Below are 17,952 nucleotides of genomic sequence, written 5' to 3'. Positions count from 1 at the left end.
CCCTCCGCAACGAAGGCTCGTCTGGCCCCGCTTGTCGGTGAGGAAGTCGCCCTGGTCCGCCCGTACGTGCTGGCGCGGAAGAGGCGCGTGCGGCCTCGCGCTGTGGTTGTTGCCCCTCACCTATCCGCCGAAGCGTGGTCGACCCTTGCGGGGGTCCGCTGATGCCGCCCTGCCGACAGTCATCGATCGCGGAAGGTATGCCGGGCCCCTACCGCTCGACCGCCTGCCACATCGGTACGCACTCCGCTTGCGTGGAGTCGCCGCCGGCACCGGCACCGATCGATCTCCCGGTGATCTACGAAGCGTGCGACTGCCTGTGCCATCGGGCCGTCGACCTGCCCGCGCCCGTGGTGGTGACGCGGTGAGGCCCCCGCTCGCCGGTAGCGCACCGGTATCGAGCGTCGAAATCACTGCCAGCACGGTGCAGCGCGGCGACGTCATCCAACTCGGCGGCTGCGCCTACCGCGTGAGCGACCTGCTCCAGCTCCCTCACGGGGCGAAGCAACTGGTCTTCGAGTCGGGCGAGCTGCTGACCATGCACACGCGTACCCGACTCGTTGCCGTGCGGCCTACGAGAAGGCGGTGACGGCACTCATGCCTCCTCGCCACCATGACATCGCCGACGACCTACGGCAGCAGATCACGTCCGGCCGTCTCGAACCCGGCGAACGACTCCCGTCCGAGGCGGCCTTGGCCGAGCAGTACGCCGTGAGCACGGTGACACTGCGCCGTGCCCTCGCAGTACTCCAGGGCGAACGCCTCGTCGAGAAAATCCACGGCAAGGGCAACTTCGTCCGGTGCGCGCCCCGCAAGATCATGTACGTGGGCGGCTGGGGAACGCTGGACCCGTTTACGGCCACTGGACCGGCGTTGCGCATCACCGTTCATAGCGCCACGGTCCCGGCCCGCGGCAGCCTCACAGCTCTCTTGATGGTGCCGACAGGCAGCCCCCTTGCGGAGCTCTCTTGCCTCAGTCTCGACGGCGAGACGCCCCAGGGACTGGCTCGCATCTACACGCCACGCGATCTGGCGCCGGCTGGCGTACTCGACGACGCCCCCGCGCGCCGAGAAGCGCTCGCAAGATTCGCCGTCGTTGGTCCGCCACCGGCCGCCATTCGGGAGACGGTCTGCGCTCGCTCAGCGACACCGGGCGAAGCCTCGGCCCTGAAGATCCCTTCCGCGACGGCTGTCCTCGCCGTCACCCGTATTGCCACCGACTCCACCGGACGCGTCACAGAGGCCGCGCTCCTGGCGTTCCCGGGAGATCGCATCGACGCGGTCTTCACCTCCCACCACGTGATCAACGAGAGGCATCCCTCGCCATGACAGCCCCGAGCGAACTCCGGCTTCTTCCTTGGGTGGGTCCGGAAGGCAAGCCCTGCTACCTGAGCACCGACGACGGAAGCGGTTACATCTCTCGCTTGGCGGACAACATCGAGTCGGCCCAACTCGGCTTTGCGGCTGAGATCCTGGAACAGGCACAGGACACTCTCGACGACGCAGACGCGGAACCGGACGAGCTCCACAGCCTGGCGCGGGAGCTGACCGGCGCACTGCGCGATGTCCTTCGAGTCGCAATCAGCCGAAACTACTTGCTGACGGAGGGCGAACCCCTGGGACTTTGAAGACATGCCATGAAGCGGCGCTTGACGAGAAAGGTGCTGTGCTTTCACCTGCGGACCGGAACCCAGCCACCGTGCTGGGTTCCGCTCTTCTCTTCCGGTGAGGAAGTAGAGCCCTGCCTCTCTGCCCCTCGGAGCCGACCGACCACCCTAGTTCTTGCGGGAGGGACGCTTACGGGTCGCTCGCCCGTGTCGATGGGCGCAGGCTGCGGCTCACGCGTCGTCGTGGCATCGAGACCACGAACTTGGAACGCGCCGTGGAGTTGCTCGGCCGGTATCAGGATCCGGTTCGCCTGGGGCAGATCAAAGCTGCCGATGGCTCGTGGACGTTCATGCTGCTCCTCACTGATGACGGCATCAGGCTGATCGCGTGCACTGGCGTGCGGCGGACCCAGGTCTGAGCCCCGGCCAACGACAGTCAGCCACTACGGCGGGTGCATCAACCGATCAGGCGCGCGTGTGTAGCTCTGCCCCCGCCAGCATCGGCCACGCTGCTCGATCGGCGTCTGTCATAGCAAGCGGCGACGGCGGAACCGCGGCGACGAGACATTGCGCGGTGACTCCTTCGTCCCGAAGCGACTTGAGTAGGGGGTTCTGCCTTGGGCTGGCCCGTTTGCTACCGGCGCTGATGGTCCGCTGGAGACCGCGCTCGTCCGCCGCTGTTCGTCGGCGTTGTCACGCAGCCAGACACTCACTCTCGCTGCTTCACGTCGGGTGTCACCGCAGGAGCCTCGGGAAGTCAGGAACCCCTCGTTCGCCTAGGGATGTGAGTGGTCGTGGGGCAGACTGCAGGCGTCGTCACGCAGATGCAGTCTGCGGAGGTCCTGGACCAGAGCGACGGGAAAGGGATGGAGCATCCACTTGGCCTGATAGCCGGCCTCGCCGTGTTCTGTGAACACAGTCTGAGCGGCGTTCAGCACGGCGTGGGAGAACAAGCGACGCGAGTGTGCCGACTGCCAGATCACCGTGCCGGCGGTGTCCGGTAGGTCGGGGCTGACCGAGACATCGGGGAACTCGTAGATGGTCACGTCGATCAGTACATCCGTGGCACGGAGCACCCAGCGGAGTTCCTGCGGCTCGGCGTCGAAGAAGAATCGGGTTGTGCGCAGCTGCCCGTACAGCCCTCCTGCAGCTGCCACGAGATCCGCCAATGCATCGGTGCAGTAGCTGACCACGAGCGAAGCCTGATGGGAGTCATCGGCCAGGTGGCACCTCGCCCAACCATGGTCCTGAAGTTCCCACTTCAGCTGAAGGGCGCCCGTTGGCGCCTGAGCGACCGGCACAGGGAACAGGCTATCGGACAGCGATCGGCTCTCAGGTTGGGAAGCTAAGGCGACCTAGAGGCGGTTGCCGCGCTTACCCGCGACCGGGCGGAGCCTGGTCGCGGGTAGCTGACCAGGCCCCGCTGTTCCCCGTAGTGTCACCACGCGATCTGACACGGGTCTGGCACGCCAATGTGATGGATGGCCTCGCGCGTCTTTCCACGGAGCAGAATTTTCGGGCATATAGCCGTAAATGCCTTCACTTTCTCAAAGTGGTTGCAGCACACCTTTAGCTTCTTGGAGAATCTCAAGTCACTCCGATGACCTGGGAGTGCGGCACGATCGAAGGCTTGTGATTGCATTGAGGCTGATTGCAGTTTCGCTCCGAAACTTTCGCGGCATCAACGAAAAAGTGTCGGTTCCGATCTCCAAGTTCACTGCCTTGGCGGGGATGAATAACTCAGGTAAGTCGACACTGCTTGAAGCCTTGGAGATCTTCTTCTCGGAAAAGGCTCCAGACAAAGATGATTTGTGCAGGGGTTCGAACGATGGCGAGGTGGAGATCGAGTGCACCTTTGATGGATTCCCTGAACAACTCGTTCTCGATGCGCAGGCCGTCACCAATCTAAAAGACGAACATCTGCTCTCACGTAACGGATTGCTAGTAATCCGAAAGACCTACAACTGTAGTCTGGCCACCCCGAAGCCGTCTGGCGTTGCAGCGCTGTGTGCTCATCCGTCTGCAGAAGGCTACGACGACTTGATTTCACTGAAGAATACGGAGCTCAAAAAAAGGGCTGGGGAACTCGGGGTTGATCTCTCGGGTGTAAATAAAGCCAGTAATGTTGAGATGCGCCGAGCAATCTGGATGAATGCCGAGACTCTGGAAATCGGCGAGAGGTACATTCCGCTAGCGAAGCAGGAGGATGGAAAAAGAATTTGGGAGTCGCTGCGTAAGGAGCTTCCAAGCTTCTCGCTATTTCGCGCGGATAGGGCCAGCACAGATCAGGATAGTGAGGCGCAAGACCCTATAAAAACGGCCATCACTCGTGCCGTGCAGCAGCATCGTGAGGCCCTAGATGCGATTGCCGCGGAGATTCACCAAGCGGTTCAGCCGATTCTGGACGAGACTGTCCGGGGCATGGCGGCCATCAACCCAGAAATGGCCTCTTCGCTTGCACCGCGTTCGACCAACCCGAAATGGGAATCAGTGTTTAAGGTGAGTCTTACGGATGAGGACACTGTCCCTGTAAATAAATGGGGAAGTGGATCCCGACGTTTGTTGCTCATGAATTTCTTCAGAGCACAGGTTGAAGCGGCGGCCGACGAATCGCAGCGACGCACCATGATTTATGCCATCGAGGAACCAGAAACGGCGCTGCATCCGAGCATGCAGCGGAAGCTTCTGATGAACTTGCTGCTGCTTAGCGAGTTGGACGATTCACAAGTAATGATCACGACTCACTCACCATCACTCGCCCGTCTAATCCCCATCCAGTCTCTGCGCCGCGTTGTGAAGGAAGAGGACAAGACTTATATTGACGGACCTGACCCATTTGGGGTGGAGAGGCTTGCGCAAGACCTAGGGGTTCTACCCGACCACGATGTGAAACTGTTCATCGGTGTTGAGGGCGCCACGGACATTGATTTTCTGCTTGGCGTGCACGAATCCTTGAGTAAGTCCGGCCTGATCGATTTTGAATTGGCGAAGCTGACTCAGTCCGGACAGGTCGTCTTCATCCCCTTGGGCGGAGACAACCTAGGTCATTGGGTCAGCCAATGGAAGAATTTGGCGATTCCTGAGTTCTATCTTTTCGATAGAGATAATCATCCGGACGACCCAGAGTTCGTCGCGCACACTCGCCAGCTTAATGAGTTGAACGCCAGAATTGGAGTGAAGGCTACGCATACGGCTTTCAGGGAGATTGAGAATTACTTTGCTCCCGAAGTCATTGAAGCCATCTTCCCGGGAGTTGGCTTTGCTCCCCAGTCTCAAGCCCTGAGCGATATCTCTAGAGAGGTCTCCGAGGCTCTAAAGGAGGTGGCCGGACACAAGCCACTCAAGCCTAAAAACGTCAAGTCGCGACTCTGCTCAAATGCTGACAGGATCACTGAAAAGAGCCTGACCCAACTGGGTGTTCTTGACGAGGTAGTCGGATGGTTTACGGCTATGAAGCAGATGATCGATGTCTAATCGCTCTTGGTCGGCCTGGAGCTTGTGGAATACAGAGGAAGGCCGGCGACGTCTCAGCGGACCTGGCAAGTGTCGGCCACTGTGATCAGTAACCGTCTACTGATCACTACATCACCTCCGCTCGCCAGCGGCAAGAAGAAGCCCACGGATCTGACCAGTTCAGATTCCGTGGGTTCTGTCGGCGGGCGCTGTTTGGTGGCCTCGCGCGGCTCAGAGACGGCCCCGCCGCCTTACGTGGTGAGCGCGCCAAAATTCCGGATTTGAGAGGGGGTGATGGCGCAGGCGGGAGTCTCATCCTTGCATGGGCGATGTGAGATCGAGTATGGAACGTTTCTCGCTCGCAGTGCGAAGAGAAAAGACTGTCGCGTGAGCCCAGAAGTGAGGAATCTTGGCGCTTCCGAGGCGTGTACCGACTTGTGTGGTTTCGAGGTCAAAACCCGCACCGATCAATTCTTTTGAATACACCGCTGAATAGTCTTTGTGGTTGCGGCTGGGAAATGTTCCTTTCAGGTTTTTATTGTACTCGGGGTCGAAGTACTTGATCAAAGCACCCTCTGTAAGTGCGACGCGCTGCGGCTCGGGAATCGGGCAGTGCTCGACTTCCTCTGCATGCGCGCGCTCCTCGGCATCTGTAACCGTTCCGGTCCAGGTGCCGAATTCGCCTATGATTGAGAAACCTTGAAAGGATAGTGGGACTAGCCAAAGATCCAAGTCTGGGCGCTTCATGGCCATTTCTCCTTGAATCCGCTGCAAGGTCTCGTGATTCGCTAGCCTACTGATCGCATTGCGATTTCCGTTTGTACCATAAGCGCGACCGATGTAGGCGATATCTAGATCCAGAAATTCTCTATGGACTTCATCGATTTCCCCGATTTCGTAGTCGCTGGCCAAAGAGGTAAGTAGGTTGGCGGCAGTGGCCTGCAGGCGTACCTGGCCGTCGCCGTCCAGGAAGGTTACCTCGGTGTGGGGCCACTCGCTGGAAGCGTGCAATCCCGCGATCCCGAAAGAGTTGGGTCTCTCGAAAGTGACCTCGTTTACTGCATCCCTGAATTGTGATAGGAAGGTCACTTTTATTGTATCTTCGCCAATGATCACTCCTCCGCTTGGTACTGTGATGCGAGAGCGGGTGCAGATGGCGTATATGTGTGACTTGATTAGAGAGGGATGTCTTTTTGTTACGCCGTCAAGGTAGGCCGGCGACAGAATGGATGCCTGCGTGCAATTGCTGACGAATGAGTACTCGACCAAGTACTTGGAGGTTCCCCCGCCCATGATGGATGCCCTATCAATCGCGCGGCCGGCTGGGTAATGCTGTGAAACTGGAGCCGCTGAGTTCACTGTGCGTGGACGATCTTTCGAGTGGTCAGCTTATGCGAGGACCAGTGTGCGTGAGGCGTGAAACCTAGAGACTGAAAGCTGAGCCGACCGCCCAGCCGCGGCGTACCTCTTCTCTCGCCTAAAGTGGCTGATCGCCATGAGCGTGGCACGGGCGCCGGCCGGGCTGGAGCGGGGCGGAGACAGGAGCGCAGGCCCGGCCGGCGCCCGTGCCACGCGCGGGGAGCGGAGCGAGCCGCCTTGATGAAGTAGAGAAAGTCTTATCCCGCTGGGATCAGGCGCTTGCCGTCATGGCTCCGCACATGCGGCCCGTTGCCGTCCAAGGCATCCAGCAGCCTGACCGCGAAGACCTCCGACATACGCTCGCTGACCTCGTCCGGCGTGAGCCAGGAGACAGCCGTGGACTCGCTCGACGTGCGCTCCGTGCCGCCGGACGGCTTGCAGCGGAAGACCAAGGCCACGATGCCGCGGGGCAAGTTCTTGTAGACGCCGGTCAGTTCGTCTACCTCGATGTGGATGCCGGTCTCCTCCAGGACCTCGCGGGCCACGCCGGCCTCGGGGGTCTCGTCGAGTTCGAGGATGCCGCCGGGGAGTTGCCAGGCGCCGTTGTCGGCTCGGCGGATCGCCAGGAGGCGGCCGTCCTCGCGCACAACCACTCCGGCCACGGACACGGAGTGCAGGGGAGACGGGTTCACTTCCTGTGGTTGACTCATGTAAAGGAGCATAGGAGGCAGAGAAGGACTATGGGAACTGCGGCGGGAGGGGTCGGTTCCGGGCCTCGATACGTGCAGATCGCGGACGAGATCGTGCAGCAGATCCGGGCGGGGATCCTGAAGCCCGGTGACATGGTGCCGAGTGAATCCGAGCTGGTGGAGCGGTACGGCGTCTCTGGGGGGACGATCCGCAAAGCCATGGTCGAGGTGCGGGCGAGCGGGCTGGTTGAGACCCGGCACGGCAAGGGCTCGATCGTAAAGAGCCGGCCTCCGGTACGGCACCGTTCTTCCGACCGTTTCCGGCGCTCGCTCCGCCAGGGAGGGCAGGCGGCCTACCTCGCCGAGTCGGCACAGTCCGGCGCCACTGCCAAAGTCAGTGTTCTCTACATCGGCCCCATGGACGCGCCCGAGGACGCCGCGCAGCGTCTGGGCGTCCCTGTCGGCGCGCAGGTGCTGGCCCGTCGGCGTCTCTACTTCCGTAACGGCACTCCGGTCGAGTCCGCGACGTCCTACCTGCCTTGGGATGTAGTGAAGGACATCCCGGAACTGTTCGCCGAAAATCCGGGCGGCGGTGGCATCTACGCCCGACTCGAAGACCACGGTCACGAGTTCGCGGAGTTCGTCGAGACGCTGCAAGCGCGGCCGGCCTCCAAGGCGGAGTGCTCGGAGCTGGCACTGAGCCCAGGGGCTCCCGTAGTCCACCTGATCCGCGAAGCCCGAACAACCGCGGGTCTCGTCGTCGAGGTGTGCGACACCCTCATGGCCGCTGACCAGTTCGTTTTCGAGTACCGGATCCCTGCCGACGACTGACGGCCGCTCAATTCTGCGCAGCCCGTCGTGAGTTCTTCCTCGCGGCGGGTTGACTCATGTACAGGAGTCATGCACTCTTCTTCGTATCACTCATATACATGAGTGCAGGAGTGCGGCATCTATAGAGGAGTGATCTCTGTGCGTCAGATCCCCGTCGACACCTCCGGCGCCGTCGTCATGGTCGCCAAGTCCCCGCAGGTCAAGGTCCGTGACCGCCGCACCGGTGAGATCGCCACCGACACCGAGACCGGGGCGAAGCTCATGACGGTGGACGTGATGTTCGCGGCCAACGAGGAGGTGGAGATCCTTGCCGTCACTGTCCCGGAGCCGGGTATCTCCGGTGAACTGGCCATGGGCACGCCCGTCGCGCTCACCGGTCTGATCGCCCGGCCGTGGGAGAACGACTTCAATGGTCAGAAGCGGCACGGCATCGCGTTCCGCGCGGTCGCGGTCACTTCCCTCGCGGGCGCTGCCGCAGGTGCCGAGGCGGCGTGATCATGACCGTCTACGCGGTCGCCCTGGTGCTGGTCGCCGCTGCCGTAGGTCTCCTGCGGTGGCGGCGCCCCGCCTGGTACTGGTTGACCTTCGGGGTCACGCTGGCAGTGGTGCGGGTCCTGGTCCGGTACAGGTCGGTCATGGACGCCTGCGGGCTGACGGTTCCGGCCGCGCGGTGGCGCCTCGCCCTGGCGCGAGCCACCAACCGGCCGATACCGGAGCCGCGTTCGCCGCGCATCCTGCGGATGAGGCCGACCCGAACCGGCCTGGTCCTGCGGCTCAAGCTGCGCCCCGGACAGGACGCCTTCGACGTCGCTGCCGCCGCGGACCGGTTACGGCACTCGTTCTCGATGTACGGCGTCACCTCGCGCGAGGTCCGGTCCGGCGTCGTCGAGCTGCGGATGACCGGCTACGACGTGCTCAAGCGGGTGCAGATGCCGACCGAGACCGACCCGCGGCCCATGCGAGTCCCGGTTGCCCTGCGGCAGGACGGCTCGGTGCACTACCGCGACTACCGGGCGATACCTCACGCCCTCACCCTCGGCGCCACGGAGTCCGGGAAGTCCGTCTACCAACGCAACCTGGTCGCCGGACTCGCTCCGATGGACGTCGCCCTCGTCGGTATCGACTGCAAGCAAGGGGTGGAGCTGTACCCCCTGGCCCGTCGGTTCTCCGCGCTGGCGGACGACGCCGACACCGCCGCTGAAGTGCTCGATGCGCTGGTCAGCCGTATGGAAGGCGTCTACCAGCTCATCCGGTCACAGCAGCGGATCACCTCTGACGTGCCGGATGCGGAGATCGCCGCCGACATCTGGGACCTCCCCGACGGCCTGCGCCCGGTCCCGGTCGTGGTCCTGGTCGACGAGGTCGCGGAACTCGCCCTGTACGCCAGCAAGGAAGAGGAGAAGCGCCGAGACCGGATCATCACCGCTCTGGTCCGTCTCGCCCAGCTCGGACGTGCGGCCGGCATCTACCTCGAAATCTGCGGGCAGCGCTTCGGCTCCGAACTCGGCAAGGGCATCACCATGCTCCGTGCCCAGCTCACCGGCCGCACCGCCCACCGTGTCAACGACGAGACGTCCGCCAACATGGCCTTCGGTGACATCGCCCCGGACGCTGTTCTCGCCGCCATCCAGATCCCTGCCGAGATGCGAGGGCTCGCCATCGCGGGCGACTCCTCCGGGGGCTGGCATCGCATCCGCGCCCCGCACACCTCGCTCCGTCAGGCTGTGAACATCTGCAACCGGTACGCCGACCGGACCCCGGTTCTGCCTGAGCTGGCCGTATTCCGGCCCGTTCTCTCCGCCTCCGCCGCCGCGCCCGTCTCGCTGGCCGGGGCGTCCTCGGCCACTGCCTGACTGTTCCGGCCCCTTTGGCCGACCACCCCCGCGCCATGTCCCTACCCCCGCCATGCCCGAACAAGGGAGAACCGTCATGTGCCCCGCCTGCGAGGACTTCGCCCGAACCGTGCTCCTGCTGGGTCAACTCGCCCTGTACGCCGACATAGACGGCGCCGACCTCGACTTCGTGGAGGTCGTCAGTCCGGCCCTCGCCGTGTCGTTGCCCGAGCCGCCGCCCGGCATGTTCCCCGACGGCTACGACTCCGACGGCGGCCCCGCCCGCCCCGGTGACTCCTGATGGGAGCCCGTCGCGGTCTCCGGGTCGACGCGGTCTTGGTCCAGGCCGTCATCGCCGGCGCCCTCTCCTTCGCCCATCTGCACGACCTGGCCGCCGCTGCCGGGCAGAACGGATGGAAGGCGTGGGCGTATCCGGTCAGCGTCGACCTGCTCCTGGTCGCCGCCTGGCGGCGCCTGCGCAGCGATGGACCATCCCGGCTGGCCTGGTGCTGGTTCGTCGTCGCGCTGTTCGCCTCGCTCGGCGCCAACGTCGCCACTGCTGGGTTCCTCGACCTGGCGAACCCGCCCGCACTGCTCCGTCTTGGCATCGCCGGATGGCCCGCAGTCGCGTTTCTCGGCGGCACGCTCCTTGCCCACTCGCCCGAGACGGAGCCGAACCAGGCTCCACCGGCAGCCATTGCCGACGCGCCGGAGGGCGAGCAGTTGGAACCGGAAGTGGTGTCCGAGCCCGACGTGGTCCCCACTCCCGTCACGGACGAACCCGCTTCGACGTCGCCGGTGGCACCCCCTCCGCAGGTCCCCGCTGTCCTCATCGAGCACGCCCGCAAGGTCGCCGACGAGTACCGCGCTCGCACCGGATCTCCGATCGACCCCGACACCCTCCGATCCCGCCTCGGCGTCCCGTCCCAACTCGCTGACGCGATCGCCGCCCAACTTGCCTGACCGGAAGGAGACCCCGCGATGCCTGCCCGCGAGAACTTCCACTCCGTGATGCGGATCGGTCCCGTGCAGATCGGGACGCACCGGGACCGCAGCGGCCGGACCACGCACGCCGCCGTCTGCACCGCCGACCGCTGCGGCTGGTCCGCCGACTACTCCAGCCAGACGGCCGCCCAGCTCGCCGCTCGCACCCACCGCTGCCACGTCCGCTAGGAGACACCGTCCATGAACGTCCCTCTCTGGCTTGCCCTGTTGGCCGTCGGTTGCCTCGGCGTCAAGTTCATCCGCCCGCCCTGGTGGCTCATCGCCGTGCTCCTCCTCGGCGGCTACCTCCTGGCCGACAGCGTGCTGGCCCCCGTCATCGACACCGCCGTCAAGTAGCCCGTCACGAAAGGAGAACCGCCCATGTTCCGGCCCAAACTCCCGACCATGCCGCAGCCGATCAGTCTGCCCGTCGTGATCGAACCGACCAGCGTCACCGTCGGCAGCCAGGACACCCCGGCCCCGCCGTCACCTGTCGCCCCCGCGCCGGCCCGTCCGGTCGTCCAGCTCACGCCCGGCACCGCCCTCGCCTTGGTCGGCGGCGGTACGGCAGTCGTCCTGGTCCTCGGCACCGTCCTGGTCTCGCTGCTCCTGGCGGTCGCCATCACCGGTGCCTCGGTCGCCGTCTGCGCGGTCGTCCTGCGCTCCCTGCTCGCCTCGGACGCCAGGCGCCGCTGACCGACTCCTGGGCGGCCTCGATACCGCCAAGCATCCGCCGCCCAGGAGCCGTCCCTGTCCGATCTCGCAACCGGAAGGAACCTCCAGCATGGCCTACCGGGCCACACCCAGGACACAAAAGCCGGCAACGTCCGCTCAACGGCTCGACCCGATCATCCTCGGGGACGTTCTCCGCGTCGCCTCGGCGGCCGAGTACTCCCGCTGGGAAGACCAGATCCGCCGCACGGGCGGCTGCTCCGACCCTGTCCACCTCACCGGCTGGACCCTCCACAAGGACAAGTCCACCGGCGAGACGCTGCACCACTACTCCACCGCCAACGAGCCGGGCGGCCGACTCCGCCTCGCCTGCGGCAACCGCCGTGCGTCCCGCTGCCCCGCCTGCGCCTGGACCTACGCGGGCGACACGTACCACCTGATCCGTGCGGGCCTCGCCGGAGACGAACGACGGGACATCCCCGCCGCTGTCCGCGAACACCCGCGCGTCTTCGCCACCCTCACGGCCCCATCCTTCGGCCCGGTCCACAACCGCCCCGACCGTGGTGCGTGCCGCTGCGGGACCCCGCACACCCCCGAGAGCCCCGAACTGGGCACACCGCTCGACCCGGACACCTACGACTACGCGGGTGCGGTCCTCTTCAACAACCACGCCGGTCAGCTCTGGCAGCGCTTCACCACGCGCCTCCGCCGCGAACTCGCCGCCCGCGCCGGCCTGCCCCGCCGGGAACTCGCTGAGTACCTGCGCGTCTCGTACAGCAAGGTCGCCGAATTCCAGAAGCGCGGAGCCCTGCACTTCCACGCCGTCGTGCGGCTCGACGGTCCCGACGGCCCCGGAGCTCCGCCGCCCGCCTGGGCCACGGCTGATCTCCTCACGGACGCGGTTCGCGCTGCCGCCTCGCACTCGTACACGTCCGTCTCGGTTCCGGCCGCCGGCGACCAGCCGGGGCGCACCTTCCGTTGGGGCCGACAACTCGATGTCCGCCCGGTCAAAGCCTTCGGGGACGGCTCCGACATCACCGAGCAGGCCGTCGCCTCGTACGTCGCCAAGTACGCGACCAAGGCCGCCGAGAACACCGGAACCCTCGACCGCCGTATCGGCGAACTCGCCGAACTCGACCGCCACCGCGTCCCCGACCACGTTCGGCGGCTCATCACAGCGTGCCGCGACCTGGACGCCCTGTACCCCGACCGACGGCTCTGGGCCTGGGCGCACATGCTCGGATTCCGCGGGCACTTCTCGTCCAAGTCGCGCACCTACTCCACCACCCTCGGCAGCCTCCGCCAGGAACGCGCCGACTACCGAGCCGTCCAGGAATCCGCTGCCCTCGGCCTCGCCGACCGAGAACCGGACACGGTCCTCGTCCTGGCCGACTGGCAGTACGCCGGCCACGGCCACACTCCCGGCGAAGCGGCCCTCGCGGCCACCATCGCCCGCGACCTCCAGACCAACCGCGAGACCGCCCGAGACGCACTCCGGGCCGAAGGGAGCGCGGAATGACCACGGCCGTTCGGTCACGGAACATGCTCACGCTCGCGGAGGTCTGCGAGGAACTGGCCGTCTCCCGCTCGACCTTCTACGACTGGCGGGCCAAGCGACGCGCTCCGCGTTGCATCAAGCTCCCGAACGGCGATCTCAGGATTCGGCGCAGCGACCTCGAACATTGGTTGGACGACCGTGAGGACGCCGCCTGATGGAGACGACGGAGACGACCTACGACGTCAAGGTCTACAAGATCCTCACCTACAAGGGCGCCAGGAAGACCACCCACACAGTGCGATGGGTTGTGGCGGGGAAGCGCTGGCGTGAGCCGTTCGGCACGGTCGCGCTCGCGGAGGGCTTCCGCTCGGAACTCATCTCCGCGACCGGCAAGGGGGAGGCGTTCGTCATCGCGACCGGCCTGCCGGTGTCGCACCGTTCCAAGTCGGCTGCCATGAGCTGGTACAAGTTCGCCGTCGAGTACGTGGACGCGCGCTGGGCTCAACTCGGCGGCAACAGCCGGAAGAACCTTGCCAAGACGATGACGGCGACCACGATCGCACTGCTTCGAACCAAGCCCGCCCAGTTCGAACCGGCCGCGGTTCGCACAGCCCTACGCGAGTGGGCGTTCAACAAGAATCAGCGCGCTGCGGCTCCCGGTGATGTGGCGGTCATCCTTCAGTGGGTGGAGCGGAACTCGCTGCCCGTCTCGGCCTGGGAGGAGCCGGACAAGGTCGATGAGGTCCTGCGGGCCCTCGATACGCTTCTCGACGGAAGGCAGGCTGCCGCGTGGTCCCGTAAGCGGCATCGCCGGATTCTGAACGTCGCCATGAAGCACGCGATCCGACGGCGCATCCTGCGGACCAACCCGCTTCCCAAGGGGAAGGAGCCGACGGCCGCCACGAAGACCACCAACGCCGTGGACAAGCGGTCCTTGGTCAACCCGGATCAGGCTGCGGCCCTTCTCGACTGGGTCCGGCGCCGGCCGCGCGGAGGCAAGCGGCTGCACGCCTTCTTCGCCACGCTGTACTACTGCGGACCGCGCCCCGAGGAAGCCGTGGCGATGCGGGTGGAGGACGTGACGCTGCCGGACCCCGACAGCCGCGACCAGTGGTGCGAGCTGCTGATCCACACAGCCACGCCGGAAGTGGGCAAGCAGTGGACCGACACCGGCAAGATCCATGAAGAGCGGGATCTCAAGGGTCGTGCCGAGGGGGAGACGCGCACCGTTCCGGGTCATCCGGCCCTGACGCGCATCCTGCGGCGGCACATCGAGAACGAGGAACTTCGCCCCGGCGACCTGCTGTTTCAGGGGGAGAAGGGCAGCGTCCTGGCGGGTTCCGTCATCCGCCGAGCCTGGCGCGGCGCCCGCAAAGCGGTACTGCCCACTCACGTCTTCGAGTCGCCCACTGGCAAGCGGGTGTACGACGTCCGGCACACCCGCCTCACCAAGTGGCTCAACGACGGGATCCCGCCCGCACAGGTGGCCGACTGGGCCGGCAACAGCGTGCCCGTGCTTCTGGCCACCTACGCCCGGTGTGTAGAAGGACAGCTTCCCGATCTCAAACGGCGGCTGGAGGCTGCCGGAGATCTGCCCGAGCGGCCGGATGTCGGCTGACGGGGCCCACGAAAACTTCGACACGTATTCGACACGGCCACCCGCCAAAACCCGGTGACAGCCGGACGGCCCCGGAGTCTTCCCATGATCGTCGGGGGAGAGGCCGGGGCCTCGTCATACCCACCGGAACCTCACCTGACCAGCAAAAAGCCCTTCCCGGAGGAAGGGCCAGAAGACGCGCCCCCGGCAGGACTCGAACCTGCGGCCAAGCGCTTAGAAGGCGCCTGGTGTGTCGATGGACGTACTGCCTCCAACTCGGTGCGCGCCGGGGGGTTTGGTCGTTCACACCCCACGGTCGGCACTCGCACACGGAGTCTTCAATCTCGGACCCTGATTACCCCGCTGGAGGGTTGTTCTGACCGCGCCGCTCCTTGCGGGGACGCACTCATCGGCCGGCCCGTTCGCGTTGGGCGCGCGCCCGTCGGCGCAGCGCGGGCAGATAATGCGGTCCTGTCAGATCGCCGTCAGTCATCTCCGGATGGGAGAAGGCTGCGGCCACTGAGCGTTCGGGTAGGCGCCGCCTTCTCCCTCAGGACTCTAATAAGGCATCAGGTCTGCTCGTCATGACCCGGTTCGTCACCCTCGGGGGCCATATCCGAAGCCGAGGCGCCTGTGTCATGGGCAGGGGCCGTGCGGATCCGCAAGCAGCCGTCCGTGCCGAACATGTCCATGAGCTGCGACAGGTGGGCTCGAGCCAAGCTGCGGCCTGGGGTCTCGTCGGTGGTCACTCGCGCTCCTCCAGATCGGCCCAGACGACCTTCCCCCAGCGCCGTACATCGGTGCCCCAATCCGACGCCAACGCCGACACGAGTAATAGACCGCGCCCGTTCTCCTCGTCATCCTTCGGCGGGCACAGCGTGGGCACCGTACGGGAGAAGTCCGCCACGGCCACGCGGACGGTGCACGGTGCGGTGCGCTCCACGATCACGCGGATGGATTCACGACGGGCGTGCCGAACGGCATTGGCCACCAGTTCGGAGACGACCAGGACACCATCCTGGGCGAGCCTCTCCAGGCCCCACGCGGTACAAGCCGCACGTACAAGGCGCCGCGCCGTGGCGGCGCTTTCCGGCTCGCGTAGCAGGGTCTCGCTGTAGCCGGGGTGCCCGGTCGGACGGGATGTGGTGGTCATGGTCACCGGGCGCCCCCGTCCGGGGCTTTCTGTGGTCGACACGAGGAGTCAGTGGAGCATGGGAAACGGCTCATGCTCTCAACCGTGGCGGAACCACTGCCCGGGGCTCAATGACAGTCTGGTGGCTCGTCAGATCAAAGTAGCAAAAGCGTAGTTCAGAGCGGTAGGCCCACCAGGTCGGCAAGTTGGCGCGTCTCGTCGGTGACGGTGCGGCGCCGGGTGATCGTGTCGGCCAGGGTGTCACGGGCGTAGGGCTGCTCGGCGATCCACTCCGGCGCCTCGGCCGCTACTTCGCCCAGTACCTCCAGCGCGCGTCCGTGCTGTCGCGTCATCGTGTACGCCTTCGCCACGTCGAGCCGGTGGCGGTGGTATTCGGAACCGTTGCCGCCCTTCAGCCGGGCGGCGATCTCCAAGACCTCCTCCGGCCTGTCCGTCACGACGCCCTGCTCGGCGGCCTTGTAGGCGACCGTGGCGGGGCCCCAGGTGGCGATCCGTACGTCACCGTGTGCCAGCGGGCCGGTGGCGACCGCCGCCGACCGGGCGAGACGCAGCATGTCGGCGGCTTCGCCTCCCCGGTTGTCCCGGAGCGCTGCTGCCTGTCCCTGGATCAGTAGCCAGCCCCAGGCTGCGATCTCCTCGGCGGTCGCCCGGGACAAGCGCGGTTCGGTGTCGTCCGCCCACTTCACCGCCAGGTCGCGGGCTGCGTCGAACCGTCCTTGCCGTACGAGCAGCCATGTCCAGGTGGTGACGACGCTCGCGGCCCGGAGACGGTCCGGGGCTTCGTCAAGGGCTCGGCGCAGCGCGGTCTCGGCGGCGGCGAACTGGCGGGCACCCGTCAGGGTCGATCCGGCGATCTGGAGAAGCTGGGCGCGGGCCGCGCGTACGGCCGGGGAGTCTCCGAGGGCCTCAGCATCCCTCAGCAGCGGGACCAAGAGGTCCACGGCCTCGCGCATCCGCTTGCCGAAGTGGGCCGCCCGGACGTTCTCCAGGCCAGTCAGGACACCTCGGATCGTCGGTTCTTCATCGGGCTGCTGGGCGGGGCGCTCCACCGCACGTTGGAGAGCCTGCCACGGTTCGGGCGCGGGGCGGGGCTCAGCGGGCGCCCGGGTCACCAGGGCCGACGTGGGCACCCGCAGGGCGTTGGCCAGCTTTCGGGCGGTCTCCAGGCGCGTGTCGGTGACCACCCCCTGTTCCAGCTTGGTGATCAGTGAGTGGCTGACCTTCGACGCTTGCGCCAGTTCGCGTTGCGAGAGACCGCGCCGCTTGCGGATGTCGCGTAGCCGATCCCCGAGGCCGTGTTCGTCGGACATGGGCCCTCCTTCGGTGCTCACTCCCGACGGTACATAGGCAGCGTGGATATGTGGTAACAACCGGGAGCCTGGCACCAATCGTGATTGCGGCACCCGCCGATCTCATTCGGGGGTCGATCAACTCCCATAGCGGCTGCGCAGATCTTCGGCGATCCTCGACATCAACTCTGCCGCCCCTTCCGGTTGGCCCTCTGTCAGCGCGCGGTCCCGTTGGGGGTCGTACGCCGTCAGTCCCGTCTCCCTCTCGACGATGGATGCGAAGCTCTCGCCGTACAGGGACAGGGTGATGCCGGTGCCCGACTGGCTGAGCTCCCGGGACTCGTGCTGGTAGTCCGTGAGGTTCGATTCGCCCAGTAGCGGCCGGGCCTCGGGGACTATGCGGTCCCATGCTTCGAGGAGGTGGGCAGGGACCAACCCCTCGCTGTCGTCGGCCGCGTCTTCCAGTGCCTCCATGGCCTCGTCCCAGGTCTGTCCGTCGCGCCGGGTCACGAAGTAGATGTCGTAGCTCACCAGTCCCGCCACCGATCCGTCAGTTCGTGCCGATCGAGGCCGTGTCTTGCGGTCAGAGATGTGACGTCGACTCCCTGCTCGGTGAGCGCTGCATCGATGTAGGCGCACAGTTGCTCGCGTTCATCGGTTTCAAAGGCACATTCGTCGTGAGCTTCGTTCACGGCGTTCAGGGAGAGGACGACGTGCTCCACCGCGGCGAAGATATGTGCGTCCTCTCCTTCTGCGAGTGTGTGCAACTCGGCCTCGAACACGTCCAGTACGGCGTCGGTCGCCCGCAAGAGTGTCTCGGGGAACAGCTGGGCCATGCACCCGCAGTCGGGGTCCAGAGTGCCGGCGGCGAGCTCTGCGGCCTCCTCGGCCACGCCCCTGCGCCAGCGCATCGTCGGTCTCTCTGCCATGGTGCGGAACGTACCGGGCGGGTCTGACAGCAAGTCCCGTCCGGCGACGACGGGTGCCATCC

General features: G+C 65.6%; 24 protein-coding genes. 16 read left to right on the top strand and 8 right to left on the bottom strand.

The features are described 5' to 3' along the window. Positions 1-361: 361 nt before the first annotated feature. The 4 genes from ACI2LY_RS06160 (at position 362) to ACI2LY_RS06145 (ending at position 2,023) form a co-directional block, all read left to right on the top strand. Entirely contained in the window at positions 362-586 is a 225-nt protein-coding gene (locus ACI2LY_RS06160; RefSeq protein WP_404706101.1) for a hypothetical protein, read from the top strand. An 8-nt stretch (positions 587-594) separates the two neighbouring features. After that, complete coding sequence (locus ACI2LY_RS06155) at positions 595-1,326, top strand: GntR family transcriptional regulator (RefSeq protein WP_404706488.1); 732 nt, start codon at positions 595-597, stop codon at positions 1,324-1,326. Beyond that, positions 1,323-1,625, top strand: a complete 303-nt coding sequence (locus ACI2LY_RS06150) for a hypothetical protein (RefSeq protein WP_404706100.1) — start codon at positions 1,323-1,325, stop codon at positions 1,623-1,625. Before ACI2LY_RS06155 ends, ACI2LY_RS06150 begins: the two co-directional genes overlap by 4 nt. A gap of 254 nt (positions 1,626-1,879) precedes the next feature. Then, a complete protein-coding gene (locus ACI2LY_RS06145; protein ID WP_404706099.1) occupies positions 1,880-2,023 on the top strand; it encodes a hypothetical protein in 144 nt (47 codons plus the stop codon). A 357-nt stretch (positions 2,024-2,380) separates the two neighbouring features. On the opposite strand, the gene ACI2LY_RS06140 is transcribed toward ACI2LY_RS06145, so the two are convergent. Then, positions 2,381-2,797 (bottom strand): hypothetical protein, encoded by a 417-nt coding sequence (locus ACI2LY_RS06140; RefSeq protein WP_404706098.1) that lies wholly within the window; start codon positions 2,795-2,797, stop codon positions 2,381-2,383. Positions 2,798-3,236: 439 nt separating this feature from the next. Here ACI2LY_RS06140 and ACI2LY_RS06135 point away from each other — a divergent pair, with 439 nt between their 5' ends. Then, complete coding sequence (locus ACI2LY_RS06135) at positions 3,237-5,078, top strand: ATP-binding protein (protein WP_404706097.1); 1,842 nt, start codon at positions 3,237-3,239, stop codon at positions 5,076-5,078. A gap of 291 nt (positions 5,079-5,369) precedes the next feature. Here the strand turns inward: ACI2LY_RS06135 and ACI2LY_RS06130 are convergent, their stop codons facing one another. Together ACI2LY_RS06130 and ACI2LY_RS06125 are read right to left on the bottom strand one after the other, a co-directional pair. Further along, positions 5,370-6,173: a hypothetical protein gene (locus ACI2LY_RS06130; RefSeq protein ID WP_404706096.1), complete on the bottom strand. Its 804-nt coding sequence runs from the start codon at positions 6,171-6,173 to the stop codon at positions 5,370-5,372. 500 nt (positions 6,174-6,673) lie between these two features. Continuing rightward, entirely contained in the window at positions 6,674-7,138 is a 465-nt protein-coding gene (locus ACI2LY_RS06125) for an NUDIX hydrolase (RefSeq protein WP_404706095.1), read from the bottom strand. Between the two features lie 18 nt (positions 7,139-7,156). Between ACI2LY_RS06125 and ACI2LY_RS06120 the strand changes: the two genes are divergently transcribed. The 11 genes from ACI2LY_RS06120 to ACI2LY_RS06070 all read left to right on the top strand — a co-directional run bounded on the left by ACI2LY_RS06120 (position 7,157) and on the right by ACI2LY_RS06070 (position 14,540). Continuing rightward, entirely contained in the window at positions 7,157-7,936 is a 780-nt protein-coding gene (locus tag ACI2LY_RS06120) for a GntR family transcriptional regulator (RefSeq protein ID WP_404706094.1), read from the top strand. Positions 7,937-8,074: 138 nt separating this feature from the next. Then, on the top strand, positions 8,075-8,431 hold the full coding sequence (locus tag ACI2LY_RS06115; protein ID WP_404706093.1) for a hypothetical protein: 357 nt from the start codon (positions 8,075-8,077) through the stop codon (positions 8,429-8,431). Positions 8,432-8,433: 2 nt separating this feature from the next. Then, positions 8,434-9,789, top strand: a complete 1,356-nt coding sequence (locus ACI2LY_RS06110) for an FtsK/SpoIIIE domain-containing protein (protein ID WP_404706092.1) — start codon at positions 8,434-8,436, stop codon at positions 9,787-9,789. A gap of 76 nt (positions 9,790-9,865) precedes the next feature. Next, complete coding sequence (locus ACI2LY_RS06105) at positions 9,866-10,069, top strand: hypothetical protein (protein ID WP_404706091.1); 204 nt, start codon at positions 9,866-9,868, stop codon at positions 10,067-10,069. Next, complete coding sequence (locus ACI2LY_RS06100; protein WP_404706090.1) at positions 10,069-10,731, top strand: DUF2637 domain-containing protein; 663 nt, start codon at positions 10,069-10,071, stop codon at positions 10,729-10,731. The genes ACI2LY_RS06105 and ACI2LY_RS06100 overlap by 1 nt, the downstream gene beginning before the upstream one ends. An 18-nt stretch (positions 10,732-10,749) precedes the next feature. After that, a complete protein-coding gene (locus tag ACI2LY_RS06095; RefSeq protein WP_387649222.1) occupies positions 10,750-10,941 on the top strand; it encodes a mobile element transfer protein in 192 nt (63 codons plus the stop codon). Between the two features lie 12 nt (positions 10,942-10,953). Further along, positions 10,954-11,109, top strand: a complete 156-nt coding sequence (locus ACI2LY_RS06090) for a hypothetical protein (RefSeq protein ID WP_404706089.1) — start codon at positions 10,954-10,956, stop codon at positions 11,107-11,109. 24 nt (positions 11,110-11,133) lie between these two features. Beyond that, the gene (locus tag ACI2LY_RS06085) at positions 11,134-11,448 is read left to right on the top strand and encodes a SpdD-like protein (protein ID WP_404706088.1); all 315 of its coding nucleotides are present in this window, start codon (positions 11,134-11,136) and stop codon (positions 11,446-11,448) included. 88 nt (positions 11,449-11,536) lie between these two features. Next, positions 11,537-12,943: a replication initiator protein RepSA gene (gene repSA, locus ACI2LY_RS06080; RefSeq protein ID WP_404706087.1), complete on the top strand. Its 1,407-nt coding sequence runs from the start codon at positions 11,537-11,539 to the stop codon at positions 12,941-12,943. After that, on the top strand, positions 12,940-13,137 hold the full coding sequence (locus ACI2LY_RS06075; RefSeq protein WP_366571352.1) for a helix-turn-helix domain-containing protein: 198 nt from the start codon (positions 12,940-12,942) through the stop codon (positions 13,135-13,137). The genes repSA and ACI2LY_RS06075 overlap by 4 nt, the downstream gene beginning before the upstream one ends. Further along, positions 13,137-14,540 (top strand): tyrosine-type recombinase/integrase, encoded by a 1,404-nt coding sequence (locus tag ACI2LY_RS06070; RefSeq protein WP_404706086.1) that lies wholly within the window; start codon positions 13,137-13,139, stop codon positions 14,538-14,540. Before ACI2LY_RS06075 ends, ACI2LY_RS06070 begins: the two co-directional genes overlap by 1 nt. A 548-nt stretch (positions 14,541-15,088) precedes the next feature. Here the strand turns inward: ACI2LY_RS06070 and ACI2LY_RS06065 are convergent. From ACI2LY_RS06065 to ACI2LY_RS06045, 5 genes are all read right to left on the bottom strand, one after another. Beyond that, entirely contained in the window at positions 15,089-15,268 is a 180-nt protein-coding gene (locus tag ACI2LY_RS06065; protein ID WP_404706085.1) for a hypothetical protein, read from the bottom strand. Then, complete coding sequence (locus ACI2LY_RS06060; protein ID WP_404706487.1) at positions 15,265-15,672, bottom strand: ATP-binding protein; 408 nt, start codon at positions 15,670-15,672, stop codon at positions 15,265-15,267. The genes ACI2LY_RS06065 and ACI2LY_RS06060 overlap by 4 nt, the downstream gene beginning before the upstream one ends. A gap of 155 nt (positions 15,673-15,827) precedes the next feature. Further along, positions 15,828-16,982, bottom strand: coding sequence for a helix-turn-helix domain-containing protein (locus tag ACI2LY_RS06055; protein WP_404706084.1), 1,155 nt, complete (start codon positions 16,980-16,982; stop codon positions 15,828-15,830). A 117-nt stretch (positions 16,983-17,099) separates the two neighbouring features. Next, complete coding sequence (locus ACI2LY_RS06050; protein WP_404706083.1) at positions 17,100-17,492, bottom strand: hypothetical protein; 393 nt, start codon at positions 17,490-17,492, stop codon at positions 17,100-17,102. Continuing rightward, entirely contained in the window at positions 17,489-17,890 is a 402-nt protein-coding gene (locus ACI2LY_RS06045; RefSeq protein WP_404706082.1) for a hypothetical protein, read from the bottom strand. The genes ACI2LY_RS06050 and ACI2LY_RS06045 overlap by 4 nt, the downstream gene beginning before the upstream one ends. Positions 17,891-17,952 lie beyond the last annotated feature (62 nt).

Source organism: Streptomyces sp. NPDC002176 (assembly GCF_044903645.1).
GTDB lineage: Bacteria > Actinomycetota > Actinomycetes > Streptomycetales > Streptomycetaceae > Streptomyces.
Note: the sequence above shows the minus strand (reverse complement) of the source record. Positions and strands in the feature narration are given on the sequence as shown.